18 protein-coding genes and 1 pseudogene are annotated in these 15,218 nt (G+C 68.8%); 9 read left to right on the top strand and 10 right to left on the bottom strand.

From position 1 onward, the window contains the following. Together LzC2_RS15745 and LzC2_RS15740 are read left to right on the top strand one after the other, a co-directional pair. Nucleotides 1–1,090, top strand: a pseudogene (locus LzC2_RS15745) (hypothetical protein); the annotation flags it as partial. Then, nucleotides 1,072–1,674, top strand: coding sequence for a hypothetical protein (locus LzC2_RS15740; RefSeq protein ID WP_171188737.1), 603 nt, complete (start codon nt 1,072–1,074; stop codon nt 1,672–1,674). The pseudogene LzC2_RS15745 and the gene LzC2_RS15740, both read left to right, overlap by 19 nt. 1 nt (nt 1,675) lies before the next feature. Here the strand turns inward: LzC2_RS15740 and proC are convergent, their stop codons facing one another. Genes proC through LzC2_RS15725 form a run of 3 tightly spaced genes read right to left on the bottom strand, consistent with a single transcriptional unit; the run spans nt 1,676 to nt 4,334 of the window. Beyond that, nucleotides 1,676–2,506 (bottom strand): pyrroline-5-carboxylate reductase, encoded by an 831-nt coding sequence (proC, locus tag LzC2_RS15735; protein ID WP_171188735.1) that lies wholly within the window; start codon nt 2,504–2,506, stop codon nt 1,676–1,678. After that, on the bottom strand, nt 2,506–3,621 hold the full coding sequence (gene truD / locus LzC2_RS15730; RefSeq protein WP_171188732.1) for a tRNA pseudouridine(13) synthase TruD: 1,116 nt from the start codon (nt 3,619–3,621) through the stop codon (nt 2,506–2,508). The genes proC and truD overlap by 1 nt, the downstream gene beginning before the upstream one ends. After that, nucleotides 3,618–4,334 (bottom strand): HisA/HisF-related TIM barrel protein, encoded by a 717-nt coding sequence (locus LzC2_RS15725; RefSeq protein WP_171188730.1) that lies wholly within the window; start codon nt 4,332–4,334, stop codon nt 3,618–3,620. Before LzC2_RS15725 ends, truD begins: the two co-directional genes overlap by 4 nt. 23 nt (nt 4,335–4,357) lie before the next feature. On the opposite strand from LzC2_RS15725, the gene LzC2_RS15720 reads away from it, so the two are divergent. Together LzC2_RS15720 and LzC2_RS15715 are read left to right on the top strand one after the other, a co-directional pair. After that, nucleotides 4,358–5,257 carry an alpha/beta hydrolase gene (locus tag LzC2_RS15720; protein WP_171188728.1) on the top strand — a complete coding sequence of 300 codons (900 nt, stop codon included), beginning with the start codon at nt 4,358–4,360 and terminating at the stop codon, nt 5,255–5,257. A gap of 57 nt (nt 5,258–5,314) precedes the next feature. Beyond that, nucleotides 5,315–6,277 (top strand): alpha/beta hydrolase, encoded by a 963-nt coding sequence (locus LzC2_RS15715; protein WP_171188726.1) that lies wholly within the window; start codon nt 5,315–5,317, stop codon nt 6,275–6,277. A 14-nt stretch (nt 6,278–6,291) separates the two neighbouring features. Here LzC2_RS15715 and LzC2_RS15710 read toward each other — a convergent pair whose 3' ends face one another. The 6 genes from LzC2_RS15710 to ffh all read right to left on the bottom strand — a co-directional run bounded on the left by LzC2_RS15710 (nt 6,292) and on the right by ffh (nt 10,179). Next, complete coding sequence (locus LzC2_RS15710; RefSeq protein WP_171188724.1) at nt 6,292–6,711, bottom strand: YraN family protein; 420 nt, start codon at nt 6,709–6,711, stop codon at nt 6,292–6,294. Between the two features lie 4 nt (nt 6,712–6,715). Beyond that, nucleotides 6,716–6,964: a hypothetical protein gene (locus LzC2_RS15705; protein WP_171188722.1), complete on the bottom strand. Its 249-nt coding sequence runs from the start codon at nt 6,962–6,964 to the stop codon at nt 6,716–6,718. Continuing rightward, entirely contained in the window at nt 6,964–7,347 is a 384-nt protein-coding gene (gene rplS / locus LzC2_RS15700) for a 50S ribosomal protein L19 (protein WP_171188720.1), read from the bottom strand. Before rplS ends, LzC2_RS15705 begins: the two co-directional genes overlap by 1 nt. Nucleotides 7,348–7,423: 76 nt before the next feature. Beyond that, on the bottom strand, nt 7,424–8,110 hold the full coding sequence (gene trmD / locus LzC2_RS15695; RefSeq protein WP_171188718.1) for a tRNA (guanosine(37)-N1)-methyltransferase TrmD: 687 nt from the start codon (nt 8,108–8,110) through the stop codon (nt 7,424–7,426). Nucleotides 8,111–8,197: 87 nt separating this feature from the next. Then, nucleotides 8,198–8,563: a 30S ribosomal protein S16 gene (rpsP, locus tag LzC2_RS22980; protein WP_261345273.1), complete on the bottom strand. Its 366-nt coding sequence runs from the start codon at nt 8,561–8,563 to the stop codon at nt 8,198–8,200. Between the two features lie 110 nt (nt 8,564–8,673). Next, nucleotides 8,674–10,179, bottom strand: coding sequence for a signal recognition particle protein (ffh, locus tag LzC2_RS15685; RefSeq protein WP_171188714.1), 1,506 nt, complete (start codon nt 10,177–10,179; stop codon nt 8,674–8,676). Between the two features lie 179 nt (nt 10,180–10,358). On the opposite strand from ffh, the gene LzC2_RS15680 reads away from it, so the two are divergent. The 4 genes from LzC2_RS15680 (at nt 10,359) to LzC2_RS15665 (ending at nt 14,001) form a co-directional block, all read left to right on the top strand. Then, nucleotides 10,359–11,060: a Uma2 family endonuclease gene (locus LzC2_RS15680; protein ID WP_171188711.1), complete on the top strand. Its 702-nt coding sequence runs from the start codon at nt 10,359–10,361 to the stop codon at nt 11,058–11,060. Between the two features lie 58 nt (nt 11,061–11,118). Continuing rightward, nucleotides 11,119–11,439: a hypothetical protein gene (locus LzC2_RS15675; protein ID WP_171188709.1), complete on the top strand. Its 321-nt coding sequence runs from the start codon at nt 11,119–11,121 to the stop codon at nt 11,437–11,439. Nucleotides 11,440–11,613: 174 nt separating this feature from the next. Then, complete coding sequence (gene frr, locus LzC2_RS15670) at nt 11,614–12,168, top strand: ribosome recycling factor (protein WP_171188707.1); 555 nt, start codon at nt 11,614–11,616, stop codon at nt 12,166–12,168. A 96-nt stretch (nt 12,169–12,264) separates the two neighbouring features. Beyond that, the gene (locus LzC2_RS15665; protein ID WP_171188705.1) at nt 12,265–14,001 is read left to right on the top strand and encodes a sensor histidine kinase; all 1,737 of its coding nucleotides are present in this window, start codon (nt 12,265–12,267) and stop codon (nt 13,999–14,001) included. 40 nt (nt 14,002–14,041) lie between these two features. Here the strand turns inward: LzC2_RS15665 and LzC2_RS15660 are convergent, their stop codons facing one another. Next, nucleotides 14,042–14,506, bottom strand: a complete 465-nt coding sequence (locus LzC2_RS15660; protein ID WP_246255053.1) for a Dabb family protein — start codon at nt 14,504–14,506, stop codon at nt 14,042–14,044. A 275-nt stretch (nt 14,507–14,781) separates the two neighbouring features. Between LzC2_RS15660 and LzC2_RS15655 the strand changes: the two genes are divergently transcribed. Next, a partial coding sequence (locus LzC2_RS15655) for a hypothetical protein (RefSeq protein ID WP_206678747.1) occupies nt 14,782–15,218 on the top strand: 437 nt, incomplete at its 3' end.

Raw genomic sequence — 15,218 nt, 5'->3', positions numbered from 1 at the left:
GGGCGGCTGCGATCTCGGCCCCCGACCGATCGACCGGCACCTGAGCGGGTTGGAGGCGCTGGGCGCCGCCGTCTCTCGGGATGAGCGCGGCGTGACGGTCTCCGTCGATCGGCTGCGGGGAGCGAGGATCAACCTCAGCGCCCCGCCCGCCCCCGGACTGCCCGGCGTGCCCACGGTGACCGGCACGATGAACCTCCTCTGCGCCGCCGCCGTCGCGCAGGGCGTCACGGTGTTGCACGGCGCCGCCCAGGAGCCGGAAGTGATCGCGTTGGGCGAACTGCTGATCGCCGCCGGAGCGAACATCGATGGCCTCGGTACGGACACCCTGCGCATTCTCGGCGTCCCCAAACTGCACGGCGTGAACGCCCCGTCCCCGGCCACCGCGGTCCCCGGCGACCGGATCGAAGCGGGCACCTGGATGATCGCCGCCGCCGCCACCGGCGGGCGGGTCGTCATCGACGGCGTCGACCCGGATCACGTCGCCGCGCTGTCCGAGTCGTTGCGTGACGCCGGCGCCGTCGTCTCCGTCTGCGGCTCCGGGTCGCATCGGGCGATCCGCGTGATCGGCCCGTCGCGGCCGACCGCGCTCGAAGTGCGCTCCGAGGCCTACCCCGGCCTGCCGACCGACCTCCTGCCGCAACTAGCGGCGCTCGCCGCGGTCGCCGAAGGGGTCAGCCTGCTCACCGACGACGTGTTCCCCGGCCGGAACGCTCACCTCGCCCCGCTGGCCGCCTTCGAGGCCGCCGTGTCCCGGGCGGACGCCACGGCGGTCGTGACCGGCGGCAATCTGGTCGGCGCACAAGCGCTCGCCCCGGACCTGCGAGCCGCTGCGGCCCTGCTGATCGCCGCCCTCGCCGCGGAGGGAACCAGCCGCATCTCAGGCGCCGCGGTGCTCCTGCGGGGTTACGAACGCCCCGCGGAGAAACTCGCCTCGCTGGGCGCGGCGGTGGAGGCGCATTCAGTGAGATTGGGGGGACGCCCCGAACGCCGGTCCGGCCGCGGCAGGTGGCGGCGGGTCGGACCCGGGGGGATACTCGGAGCCTCTCGCCCCGTCCCCTCGGAGACCTCCGCATGTTACGCCGCCGCCTGACGTCCCTCGCCTCGCTCGCTGCCCTCGTCGCCCTCCCGGCGACCGTCGCGTTCGCCGGCCCGGCGCCCGATCACCATGAGGATGGCGAGACGAAGACCGTCGAGGTCGCCGCCGGCGAGATGACGCTGACGGTGCCGGAAGACTGGAAAAACGTTCCCCCGGCGAATCGGCTGCGGTTGGCTCAGTTCCTGATTCCCGCCCCGGACGGGGTGAAGGAAGAGACCGAGCTGACGATCTTCGGCGGCTTCGGCGGGACGGATGCGGAGAACCTCCAGCGCTGGCGGGACCAGTTCGTCGCGGAGGGTCGCAAGTTGACGGTCGTCGAGGGCAAGGGCCGCGAGGGCGCCTACAAATTGATGGACGCCAGCGGCACCTGGAACGCTCCGGACGGCCCGCCGATGATGCGTCGCACGAAGGAGATGCCGAACTCCCGCATGCTCGCCGCGATCGTCGCGGTGCCGGGCCAGGGCAATTACTTCCTCAAGCTGGCCGGTCCCGAGAAGACCGTCGCCCCCCAGGTCGACGCCTTCCGCGCCAGCTTCGGCGGCGACAAAGCGACCGAGAAGCCGTTCGAACTGAAATAGATCACTCGTTCGCCATTTCCTTGCTGCGGGCGGCGGCCGCGGCGACGGCGGCGTGGACGGCTCGTCGCAGGCCGTGTTCCTCGAGCGCGGCGACTGCGGCGATCGTCGTGCCGCCGGAGCTGCACACGCGGTCTTTGAGGACGGCGGGGTGATCCCCGGTCTCTTCGACCATCGCTGCCGCTCCGCGGAGGGTCGCGGCGGCGAGGCGTTGGGACTGCTCCCGCGGCAAGCCGGCCCGCACGCCGGCGTCGGCGAGGGCTTCCAGGAACAGGAACCCGTACGCCGGACCGCTGCCGGAGACCGCCGTCACCGCATTGAGCAACGGCTCGGAGACCTCCTCCGCGACGCCCACGCATTCCAACATCGCCCGCACCAGCGCGGCATCAGCGTCGGTGGCGTGCGTGCCGCGGGTGAACCCCGCCGCCCCGGCGCCGACCAGCGACGGGGTGTTCGGCATCACCCGCACCACGCGGGCCTCGGCTCCGGCCGCCGCTTCGAGGGTCTCGATCGTCACCCCGGCGGCGACGCTGACGATCAAGGAGCCCGACTTACGCTTGCCGCGACTGGCCTCCAGCGTCTCCCGGATTTGATAGGGTTTGACGGCGAGGACGAGGACGTCCACGGTCGTCGCGAGTTCGGCGTTTCCGCCGTCGGAGGCGTCGAACGTGTGCGCCCCGCCGGTCGATGCGGAGAACGCCTCGCGACTTCCCGGCGAGCGCGCGGTGCCGAACACGCGGTCCGCGGGGGCGAAGCCGCGACTGACCAGTCCCCCGGCCAACGCGGTGGCCATCTTGCCGCAACCGAGGAAGCCGATTGTGGGTTCGTCCGTCATCACGTCTCCGGGTTGGATTCGTCGCCGATGAGTTCCCGCAGCAGCACCGTCGCGTAACTGCCCGCGGGGAGAAAGAAGCGGACGCGCAGTCCGCTCGTGCCCGCTCCGTCCTCGCCTGCTGAGAGATCCGCGGGGGCGATGGACAGGTCCGCGGGCCGCACGAGGTAGGGCCGCCGCGTGCCCGGGGTGAGCTTGGCGAACCGGCGAAAGGCATCGTCCGGCAGCCCGGAGTCGGCAAGGATCGCCGCTTCTCGTCGGGCCGGTTCGCCGGTCGGTTGTTTCATGCGAGGCCCGAAGATTGGGCCGGTGACGGCGGTTTCGTCCGCGTCGACCCGCGTCTGCTCCTCGGCCAATTCGTGCTTCATGGGCAGATCCGGCACGACGAACAGCCCGCCGCTGCCGCGAACCTGCATCACGTCGCCGGGCGAGACCGTCCCCGCGGAGCGGTCGGAAATGCGATCCGCGAGGCAGGCGTTGAACAGGTCGGACTGAGCCGCCGAGAGCGCCAACCGCACCAGGAACGCCCGCCGTTTGCGAGGCACGTCGCGATCGGTCTTCTCTCCCCGCAGCAGGGCGTATCCCAAGGAGAGAGTCGAACCGCCCTTCCCGAATCGCTGCGTGCCGAAGGCGTTGGCGAACCCGGTCGTCCGCAACCGCTCCGCGATCGGCGCCGCCCGCTCGGCGGCGTCGGCGACGGTTCCCCGCAGCAGGACGTCGAATCGATTGCCGCGGAGGTGCCCGGTCTTCAGCTTGTTCGTGTGCCGGCGGCTCTCCAGGATCTCGACCCCGGCGGCGTTCGCTTCGTCGACCCGCGGCGCCGCGGTCGCGGGCACGCTGACCCATTGCTCCGTCACGGCACGGCGGTCCTTGAGGCCCGCCACGCCGATGTCCCGCTTTCCCACCCCCAGCGTGCGGGCGATGTGCGCGGTGAGGGCCTCCGCGCTCACGTCCGTCTTCCGCACCCGCAGATAAAGGTGCGGCCCCTCGCCGCAGGGTTCGTAGGCGGGCACCTCGGAAACGCGGAAGTCATCCGGCTCCGTCTTCACCGAGCCGCCGACGCCGGGCAGATCGGCGTGGAGACGCGGGACGGGGCGGGGCGAAGTGACGTCGATCATCCGGCTGGGGCGAGGAACGGCCGCAGATCGTCGTCGGAAAGCCGCCCGTCGTACAGGGCGGAGGCGATCAGCAGTTCAGAAACCCCCGCATCCGCGGCCGCCCTCACATCCGCGATCGAGCGAACGCCGCCCCCGGTCAGTACGGGCCGCGACGGCTTCGCCTCGATCAACTCCCGACAGAGCGGCAGGGTCGGCACGCCGCCGCCGACGCCGACAGCTTTCAGATCGAGCACCAGCGTCGATCGCTCCGACTCGCGAACGAGATCCAGCGCCCCGGGCGGGCCAAGCGACCGGCCGCCGCGGAGGTCGCAGCCGATCACCACGTCAAACCGCAGACAACGCCGCAACTCCGCCAGACTCTCCGCGGACTCCGAGGCGACGACCAGCCGGGAGTCTGCCGGAGTCAGCCCGCCCTCGACGTCTCCGGCGTGCTCGATCCCCGGATCGAGCAGCAGGTCGAAGCCGTCGGCGACGAGGTTGTCCCACAACGCCACGTTTGCCCGGGGCGAAGCGGGGCCGCCCTGTTCGATCGCGTCGAGGTCCGCTAGGTAGATCGAGACGAAGCCCCAGCGCTCCCGACCGCGACGCGCGAGCGTGAGCGGGTCGGCCTCCGGGGACAGCGTCGATTGAAACGGGCGGTAGCTCGCCCGTTCCCCGGCGACGGCCCGCACCGCCAGCCCGCCGCGGACGTCGATGACCGGCAGAATCTTCACCGCCGCCGCCCCGCCCCGCAGCCATGATTCGCCGCCACGCCGACGCCCGTCCGCCGTCCTTCCGCCGGGTCTGTCGACCGCTCCTGTGGACGTTGCTGCTCGGCGCGATGGGATGCAGCAGCCTCGCGTCGTTTGAGCGTCGCATGGTCTATCAACCAGGGACGATTGAGGCCCCGCCGGAGGCGCGGGCTCCAGTCGAGGAGATCGTGGCGACGACCAGCGACGGGCTGGAACTTCGAGGCTGGCTGGTGCGCGCGCCCGGCGGCCCGCAGTCGAGCGGTTCCCGGCGGCTGGCGCTGTTCTTCCATGGCAACGGCGGCGATCGGACGGGGCGAATGAGCGAAGCGGCGGCGTTCGCGACGGCCGGCTGCGACACGCTGCTGACGGATTATCGCGGCTACGGTGGCAACCCCGGCACGCCGTCGGAAGCCGGACTTCAAAAGGATGCGCAGGCCTGGTGGGCCGCGGCGCTCGATGCAGGGTATCGGCCTCGCTCGATCGCGGTCGTCGGCAACAGCCTGGGCGGCGGGGTGGCGGTCGGCCTCGCGGCGGACCTGTGCGAATCCGGTGAGTCGCCGGGCGGTTTGATCGTCCGCAGCACGTTCGACAGCCTCACCGAGACCGCGGCTCACCACCAGCCGCTGCTGCCCGTTCGATGGCTGATGACCGATCGGTTCGACTCCGCCGCGGTTGCCGATCGGATCACCTGCCCAATTCTCCAGACGCATGGAACCGAAGACCAGGTCGTCCCCTTGGCCCGCGGCGAGCGACTGCACGCCGCGTTCCCCGACGAAAGCGCCGGCGGCGTCCCGAAGCAGTGGATCGCGGTCGACGGCGCCGGCCACAACGACCTCCGCCGGGTCGCCGATGGGACGTGGGGCGTACCGGAGCGAGCGTTTCTCCAAAGGCTGCTCGTCGACTGACGCGCACGGCTCCACATTGGGTTAAAACAGTGTCGAACTCGTCAGGAACGCTCTCCCATGTCCGCCGTCGCGACGTTCACCGCCCGCTACGCCGAGTGGCCCTGGTGGGCGCGGGTCAGCAGCAAGCTGCTGGCGGTCCTGGTTTTGACGTACCTGTTCGTGGCGATCGCGGTGTTCTTCCTGCAGCGGAGAATGATGTTCCCAGCGGGTCACAGCGACGTGCGGTTGACGGCCGTCGACTTCGCCGGCGGTCGCGGGCTGAGCGACGTGACGGCAACGACTGACGACGGCCTCACGCTGCACGGCTGGCTGGGTCGCGCCCCCGGCGGTCCGGTCGAAGCCGGAGAACGCCGGGCGATCCTTTATTTCCACGGCAACGGCGGGGATCGACGGATTCGTCTGGGCGAGATCGACGCCCTGAACGCCCTCGGGTGGGACGTGCTGCTGTTCGACTATCGCGGCTACGGCGAGAACCCCGGCTCGCCGTCGGAGGACGGCCTACGGAAAGACGCGAGAGCTTGCTGGCAGGCGACTCTCGCGGCGGGGTACTCGCCCGATCGGGTGGTGATCGCCGGCGTCAGTTTAGGCGGGGCCGTGGCGACGCCGCTGGCCGCGGAGCTGTGCGAATCGGGCACGCCTCCAGCCGGACTGCTGCTGCGGAGCACGTTCGACTCCATGACGAACGCCGCCTCGAACCGCTTCCCCTGGCTGCCGGTTCGCCTACTGTTGAGGGACCGCTTCGACTCCGCGGCCGTCGCCGACCGGGTCGCCTGCCGGGTGTTCCAAGCCCACGGGACCGCGGACAGGATCGTCCCGCTGAGACTGGGCCGAGCGCTGCACGCGGCGTTTCCCGCGGAGAGCGCCGACGGCGTCCCGAAGACTTGGCTTGCGCTCGAGGGCGCCGGTCACAACGGCGTGCGGCGTCAGGGCGGACGGGCTTATGCCGTCGGGGAGCGAGACTTCCTAGAAATCCCCGTGCCGGCCGCTGACGAGGTAGCCACGGATGCCGGCTTGGACTGAGCGAAGGCGCCCCGTCAGGAGAACATCGACGCGACGCCCGAGGCGTCGAACGCGTGCGGGAGGTGCGTCACGGTCGGCTCGCCGCCGTCGGCGGGCGTGACGACCTCGACCACGTCGAACCGGCAGGATGCCGTCTCCAACAAACCCTCCGCCTTCAGATACGCCAACGCGGAGCGCGTGATCTGCCTTTGCTTCGCGGCCGTGACCGCCTCCGCCGGGCGACCGAACCGGGGCGCGGCGCCGGCCTCGGCGGTGCGGGTCTTCACCTCACAGAAGACGTAGCGACCGTCGGCGTCCCGGCCAATCAGGTCGATCTCTCCGCAGCGGGTGCGGCACTGCCGATGCAGAATCCTGACGCCCGCTTTCCGCAGCGCCCGCTCCGCAATTCGCTCGCCTCGATCACCGAGTAAGCGATTGCGGAGGCCTTGGAGCATGCGGTCAGACCCGACTCGACGAAGGCGCCGAGCCGGAGGCGATGTCTTCATCGATTCTGGCGACGGATGAGTGATCGAACCATACGACGACCCGGCCCGGCCCGAATCCGTACGCCAAGCCCTCCATCGCCGCGATCACGTCGGGGTTGTCGACCTCAAAGTGGCTACCGTCGTTCAGCCGTATCGTGAAAGGCTTGAACGGCTTCGCGTTCCGGAGTCGACTCACGGTATCGGTGAAGAACGACGCGTCCATTACGCCTTGTCCTTGGGCTCAACCTCGCCCTTCCGCGGGGCACGCTCGCGGAGGCGGGTCGCCTTGCCGACCCGGTCGCGGAGATAGAACAGCTTCGCCCGACGGACGCGGCCGTGGCGCTTGACCTCGACCTTGGCGATCTTCGGGCTGTTGGTGGGGAACTGACGCTCCACGCCCTGCCCGGAGACGATCCGGCGGACGGTGAACATCTCCCGGGTGCCGCTGCCGCGGGTGGCGATGACGACGCCGCTGAAGATCTGAATCCGCTCCTTCTCGCCTTCCAGGATACGGGTGTGAACGTCGACGGTATCGCCGACCGAGAACCGCAGCGGCTTCTCCCGCAGGCTGGAAGCTTCGGCGGCGTCGAGGAGGGGGTGGCGCATCGGAGGCGGGCGGTCGGGCGTCGGTTCGGATCGAACCGGCAGGTCGGACGGTCGGGAAAGGCTATTCGTTTCTACTTCAATCGAGCGTGCCGCGGGAACGGGCGTCGCTCTGCTGCTCGCGCCACGCGGCGATCCGTGCGTGGTCGCCGGAGAGCAGCACCTCCGGGACGGTGAGGCCACGGAAGTCGCGCGGGCGGGTGTATTGGGGGAACTCCAGCCGCCCCGGCGCGCTGTGGGAATCGTAACGGGCGCTGTCCGCATCGCCAAGGACGCCGGGCACCAACCGCATACAGGCTTCGATGAGCAGCATCGCCGGCACCTCGCCGCCGTTGAGGACGAAGTCCCCCACGCTGATCTCCCGCGACTTCAATCCGGTCCGCACGCGGTCGTCGAACCCTTCGTAGCGACCGCAGAGCAGGATGAGCCGCTCGTGGGTCGCCAACTCCTCCACCAGCGGTTGGGTCAACCGCTCGCCGGTGGGAGTGAGCATCAACAATTCGCCGGGCGACGCGTCGCCCGACGACTGGGATCGCTCCTCCCGGACGGCCTCCACGGTGTGAAAGACCGGCTGGCAGGACAGCAGCATCCCGGGACCGCCGCCGTAGGGGCTGTCGTCAACGCGGTGGTGCTTATCGAGCGTGCGGTCGCGGAAATTCCACAGCCGCACGTCGATCAGCCCGCGGTCGATCGCCTTGGCAACGAGGCTCTCGGAGAGAAACCCGTCGAACAGGCCCGGGAAGAGGGTGCAGACGTCGAAACGCATGGAGGAAGCCGAACGAGGAAAGGTCGAATGCTGAACGACGGACGGCCGTAACGACCGGCCGGTTCGTCATCCGCCATCCCTCATCGATCACTCCGCGGCGGCTTCTTCGGCGGGGGCTTCTTCGGTCGCTTCCGCGGTCTCCTCGGCGGGCGCTTCCGGTTCCGGCGGCTTCTCCTCTTCCTTGGGAGCGGTCAGCGGCGGCGGCGCCTTGGCGGTGCCGAAATCGTTCTTGCGAACTTTGTTGATGAGCACGCCGACCTTGTGGCTCGGCTGGGCGCCCACGCCGACCCAGTGGTCGATGCGTTCGAGGTCCAGCTTCACCCGATTGGCCTTATCGGGAACCATCGGGTCGTAGGTGCCGACCTCTTCGATCGCCTTCCCGTCGCGGGGGGCGCGGGAGTCCATCACGCAGACGCGATAGAACGGGCGGTGCTTGCGCCCGAGGCGCTTCATGCGGATACGAACGGCCATAGTCGAATGTCGGGGGTGGGAAGTGGGATGTCGAAAGTAACGGGGGCGAGCGGCGGGCCTTGCCCTCCGACACCGAACGAGTCGCCTGACGGCTAACGATTCTTTTTGCGGCTCTTCTTGGCCAACTGCTTCTTACGCTTGCGCTCCGCGCGGAGCTTCGCGAGGTCCTGATCCGCCTTGGTGGACTGCTTGCGCTGCTGGATCTGACCGCCCGGGTTGGCGGACATCTGCCCGGCAAGCCCCTTCACCGCGGCCATCCGGTCTCGCATGCCGAGGCCCGACATGCTCTGCATCATGCCGGACATCCCTTTAAAGTCCTTCAGCAGCTTGTTGACCTCGTGCGGCTGAACGCCCGAGCCGGCCGCGATGCGGTTGCGACGGCTGCGATCGATGCGGTCCGGGTTGAGCCGCTCGTCCTGGGTCATGGAGTCGATCATCGCGCCGACGCGGCGGACCTCGCCGTCCATGTCGGCGTCCGGATCCATATCCGCGAGCTGCCCCATGCCCGGGATCATTTTCATCACGGATCGCATCGACCCCAGCTTGCCGATCTGGCCCATCGCCTTCTGGAAGTCCAGCAGGGTGAACTTCCCCTCGGCCATCCGAGCCTGCTGCTCGGCCATTTCGTCGGCGTCGAACTCCCGCTGGGCCTTTTCCAGCAGGGTCGCCATGTCGCCGCCGCCGAGGATGCGGCCGGCCATGCGGTCCGGGTGGAACGCTTCCAACCCGTCGAGAGTCTCGCCGGTGCCGACGAACTTCAGCGGGACGCCGGTGACGGCCTTGATGCTCAGCGCCGCCCCGCCGCGGGTGTCGCCGTCCATCTTGGTGAGGACGACGCCATCCAGCTCCAACGCTTCATTGAAAGCCTTGGCGCTGTTGACGGCGTCCTGGCCGGTCATCGCGTCGGCGACGAGGAACGCCGCGTCCGGGCCGACCTTCCGGTCGATCGCGGACAACTCCTTCATCAGTTCTTCGTCGACGCCCAGCCGGCCGGCGGTGTCGAGGATCACGACCCGCACGTCGCCGCGACGCTTCGCCTCTTTCACCCCGTTCGCGCACACCTTGACCGGCGTGCTGCTCGCCGGGTCTTCGGTGTAGACCGGCACGCCGACCTGCTCGCCGAGCGTGCGGAGCTGCTCGATCGCGGCGGGACGCTGGAGGTCGGCCGCCACCAGCAGCGGGGCGAAGCCGTCCTTCTTGAGGGCGCGGGCTAACTTGCCGCAGGTCGTCGTTTTGCCGGCGCCCTGCAGGCCGCACATCATCAGGACCGTCACGCCGTCCCGCTTCACGCCGATCTGGGCGGCAGGGGAGGACGGCTGGAAGTCGCTGTCCGGGTCGCCGCCCATCAGGGTGACGAGTTCCCGATAGACGATCCCGACGATCTGCTCGCTGGGTTTCAGCGACTTCAAAACCCGATCGCCGACGGCCTGCTCGGCGACTCGCTTGGTGAAATCCTGGGCGACGTCGTAGGCGACGTCCGCTTCCAGCAGCGCCTGCCGCACCTGCTTCATGCCCTCCCGGACGGTCGCCTCCGTGAGGCGGCCGCGGTCGATGAAGGACATCGCCTTCTGGAGGCGTTCGGAAAAGCTTTCGAACAAGGTGACCGGGGGAACTCTCTGTAACTCTGGGCGACAGGCGAGGCCCGCGGGGGCGGGCGCAGAACGAGGCGGCGGTTGGAAGCGAGACACCGTATCCGCATGGCCGCGACCGGACAACGCACCGGAGCGGTCCAGTCGATGACGCAGTATGATCGATACGTTCCGCGAAAGAGTTGCCCATGCCCACCGTGACCGAGAACTCCGCCGGCCCCGTCCCGTCCAGGCGAGCCGACGCCCGTCCGTACGTCGGGTCGGGACGGCTCCTTGATCCGATCGTGCTGAGCGGCGTGGAGTGGGAGGAATACGTCCGGTTCGGCGACGAGCCGGAAAACGAATCCCTTCGTATGACTTACAACGCTCGGACCAAGCGACTGGAGATCGGTATGCCGACCGGCGAGCGGCACGAGAGCGTCGCGCTCAATCTCACGTTACTGGTGTTCGCCTTCGCACGTGTACGCCGAATGCGAATCAAGCCTGTCGGCTCGACAACGTGGAGGCGGATGGCGATCGGGGGGGCGGAGGGGGATTCCTCCTTCTATATTTCTCGCTTCGACCAGATCCGCGGCCGAGATGGAATGATACCGGATCTGGATGGGGGAGAGGTCCCGCCAGACCTGCTGATCGAAGTGGACGTCACCAACCCCGGCGTCGATAAATTGCCGATCTTCGAGGGAATCGGCATCCCGGAGATCTGGGTCTGGGAGGACGAGTCCATCGTCGTCCGTCGGTTGGGTTCGGACGGCTACGAAGTAACGGATCACAGCGTCGAACTGCCCGGGTTCCCGCTGGCCTTCGCCGCCGAACTGCTGGCGACTCGAGCGGACGCCGCCACCTTCGAGCTGGAGGAGGCGTTCGAGAGACGACTACGGAACGAGGCCTGAGGGAGCGGTTGCCGGCGGCGCGCACAGGCTCTGAGCCCGCTCAAACAGCCGGACCGCCATGCCTCCCTTCCCTCGCTTTGCCCTTTCCGCTGTACTTTGCACGACGCTTTTCGAAGGACTGACGATCGCGGGCCGATTGCTCTCCGGCGGGTCGGCGGCGGAGTGGATCGAAAAGACCGAGCCGCCGTTGTGGTTGCAGGTGCACCACATGTTCTGGGCGATCCCGGTCGCGGCGATCGCTTGGGCGGCGTGGGAGCGATTCCCGCGGGTCGGGGCGGCGCTGGGCGGGATCGCGATGGGGCTGGTCGCCAGCGATCTACTGCATCACTTCGTCGTGCTGCCGCTGTGGGTGGGAAATACCGGCTGGCATTGGCCCTGAGCGGCGCCGGCCGCGGGAGGTCTGGGCGGGGCGCCTGGAGTGAGACGACCGAGACAGGCGCCGGCCCGGACCGGGGGTTCTTTCCCCTCCGGTCCCTCGCCGCTACCGTTCACATTCGCCCCCGGCTCACGGGGGATAACGCCCCCCGCTCGCCTCGCTGACAGGTCGCCTCTCATGGATCCGGACGAAATTCTTCTCGACGCCGAAGAGCGTATGGGCAAAGCGGCGGACGTTTATCAGCAGCAACTCACCGGCATCCGCACCGGCCGGGCGAGCGCCGGACTGGTTGAGAGCGTCCGCGTGGACCTGTACGGCAGCCCGACGCCGCTGAAGCAGTGTGCGACGATCAGCACCCCGGAGCCGCAGCAGATCGCGATTCGCCCCTACGACGCCTCGCAGATCAACGCGGTCGTCAAAGCGATTCAGGCCAGCGACCTCGGCCTGGCCCCGAACAGCGACGGTCGGATGGTGCGGTTGAACGTCCCGCCGCTCTCCACGGAGCGCCGCAAGCAACTCGTGTCGCGGGTGCACTCGCTGGCCGAGGAATCGAAGATCTCCATCCGCAACGTCCGCCGCGACGCCAACAAGCATGCCGACGGACTCGAAAAAGAGATCGGCGAAGACGAGGTGAAGCGCATCAAGGACGAGGTTCAGGACCTCACGAAGAAGTTCGAAGGCAAAGTGGCGGACGCCTCGAAGGCCAAGGAAGAAGAGGTGATGGAGGACTGACGTTCAAGGCAGAAGGGGAGGAGGCGGAAGGCGGATGGGCCGCCGCCCGTCGACCCGTTCCTTCCGACCTCCGCCTTCTCCCCTCCGCCATTGACGATGTCCTATCGCACCCTCAAGCGGCTGCTCGGCGAAACGAGTCTGGAGCGGAAGTGCCGGCTGCTGTTCGGCAGCGGGCTGCTGGCCCTGATCATCGGTTCCTTCCTGCTGTATCGCGGATTGAACCGTCGCGTGGTTTGGGACCAGAACCGCGACATGGCCCGCGGACGGGTCGGATCGGTGCTGGAGGAGTTTCACGAGCAGGTCGTTCGGAGGGACGCCGCGCCCGACGCGGAGGCGGCACGGGTCGAGTCGACGAACTTCGCGCCGGCCGCATTGCCGGACGAGCTTCGCAACTTTCTGTACCGGGTGTACGCCCCCGATCCGAGCCAGGCCCATGCGCTGCTGACGCCGCCGGACAAGGAGGGGTTGGAAGCCCTCGCGGAGCTCCGCAGCGGGGCGGACGAGGTGACGCGGATCGAAGAGTCCGACGACGGCCCCCGGTTTCACCTCTACTCCGCCGCTCGCAACGACCCCGCCCAGTGCGCCGCCTGCCACAGAGGAGCGGCGCCGGGGGCGTTGCTCGGGGCCGTCCACGTGACCGTCCCCTTGGGACAGACCCGGGCCAGCCTCGCACGGAACGACGTGTTTCTGCTGACGACCGGCTTAGTGACCGCCGTGCTGGCGATGCTCGCGGCGTGGGCGATCGTGCGTTACGTGATCGTGAAGCCCGTGCTGCACCTCAAGGAGGTCGCGGACGAGATCGCCCGGGGCACGCTCGACCGCCGCAGCGACATCCGCACCGGGGACGAGTTCGAGGAGCTGTCGCAGGCGTTCAACCGGATGCTCCGCCACCTGATCACCCTGCAGGATGAGCTGCGCGACAAGAACGTCGAACTGGACACGCGGGCCGATCGACTCGCTCAGGCGAATATGGAGCTGTACGAAACGAATCGCCTGAAGGACGAGTTCCTCGCCACGATGAGCCACGAGCTGCGGACGCCGTTGAACAGCATTCTCGGCTTCAGCGAAGTGCTGGATTCGGCCGGCACGCTGGACGAGAAGCAGCGCAAATGGGTCGGCAACATCCGCAACGGCGGACGCGACCTGAAGGTGTTGATCGACGACATCCTCGATTTGGCCAAGATCGAAAGCGGCAAGCTGGAGATCGCCCGGGCGCCGGTGGATCTGGAGCAGCTCTGCCACCGTCAGGCCGACGCCCTGCGGCCGATCGCGGAGCGGAAGTCGATCGAACTCACCGTCGACATCGACCCCTCCCTGCCGGAGTTGCAGCAGGACGCCGGCAAGCTGCAACAGATCCTCAACAATCTGCTGTCGAACGCGATCAAGTTCACCCCCTCCGGCGGACAGGTGCGGGTGCGGGGCCGCGATCTCGGACCGCGGGACCGCCGGGGCGGCGTGCTGATCGGCCCGATCGGCTCCGGCCGGCACGCCGGTCGCTGGTTCGAAATCATCGTCTCCGACACCGGCATCGGGATTCCGCTCGAGGATCAGGCCGCGATCTTCGAGAAGTTCCGACAGGCACGCGGCCCCTCCGCCGACGGCCGCGCGACCGACGCCATGACCCGCGAGCACGGCGGCACGGGGCTGGGACTGTCGATCGTGAAGGAACTCTGCCGGCTGCTCGGCGGCGAGGTGACCTGCACCAGTGAATACGGTCGCGGCAGCGTGTTCACCGTCCGCCTGCCCTGCGTCTGTCCGGAACCGGAACCGCCCGAACCGGCGGAGGATCCGGGCGGGCTGCGCCTGTCGCGCTCGCCCGGATCCGCCGCCTAAGCGCCGGCCCATTCCGACGCCGGCTTGCTCCGCCGTTGACCTACTTCGTCGCGGTCACTTCGGAGTCGAACACGCGGACCGTCTTCCATTTCGCCTTTTGCTCCTCGATGAACTCCAGGTGCCGGGGGGCGACGGCGTACTTGTCGTGGGCTTCCTTCGAATCGAACACCACCAACAGCGACACGTCGAACGTCTTGTCGTTCACCTCCCGGTCGAACTCCTCGGCCCGCGGGCCGACGGCGAAGTAAACGGTCCCTTCGTGCCCCGTGAGGTACTTCTTGCAAGCGGCAATCAGCCCCGCGCGTTGTTCCGCGTTCGACTCTTGCAAGGTGAAGTAGACGCTGTGATTGATCATCGGCGAGGCGGATGGCGAGGGTACGGGATCTTCGCCCAGCAAAGCGGCCGGAGCCGTCGCCAGCAACGCTACGGCCGCACAGGACAGCCCCGCGACGAGAACGAACCGGCGTGAGGCGGGGCGGGAGAAGGCGGGGTCGGGAGCGGACATCGGCGGGGCGAAGCTCGGGAAAGAAACGGGAACCCGGCCAGCATGAGCGACGGCCCTCGGGGATTCGACCCGGGGGCTTGGCCGCAAAAGGTCCCCGTCGGAATTTTCCTTCGATTCCGCAGAATCGCGCTCAAGGTTCGAGTCCGAAGGGTCGATTCGACTCGTGCAGGACGCTTCTCGCGCCCCAACCATTCGCCCGCTGTGGTTCCCCGCCTCCGGCTTCCGCCGGGTCCCGGCGTGTGGAACGCAGCCGACCGACCCGCAAAGGGAACTCGATGCCTTTCTCCCTCGCTTCCCTCGCTCTCGTCCGGCGCCGCGGCGCTGCCGCGTTCGCCGGTCTGCTGGGAACCTTCGCCGCCTTCGCTCCGACGGCTGCTTCGGCTCAGTATGCGGATTGCGTGGCGCCGGCGCTGCCGCCGAGCGTCGGCTTCACGCAGGCCTCGCCGGTCTTGCAGAGCCATGCCTTCGTCGCTCCGCCGACGATGGGTCCGGTCTACGGGCCGGGGATGCACCGCCCCCACGGGCCTTGGGCGAACTACACGGGTCCGCGTCGCATCAGCGGCCTGCCGGCGTATCGGCCCTTCGGGATGCCGATGCTGTCCGAGGTCGGCGCCGCTATCGGGGCCGGCGTGGGCGCCGTGGGCGCGGGAATCGGCGGGTTCGCCGACGACGTGCTGCTCGGCCCGGTCGGCACGCCGTTGTGCCGCCGCGG

The sequence above is a fragment of the Alienimonas chondri genome, assembly GCF_013036045.1.
Taxonomy (GTDB): domain Bacteria; phylum Planctomycetota; class Planctomycetia; order Planctomycetales; family Planctomycetaceae; genus Alienimonas; species Alienimonas chondri.
This window is presented reverse-complemented; position numbering and strand designations above follow the sequence as displayed.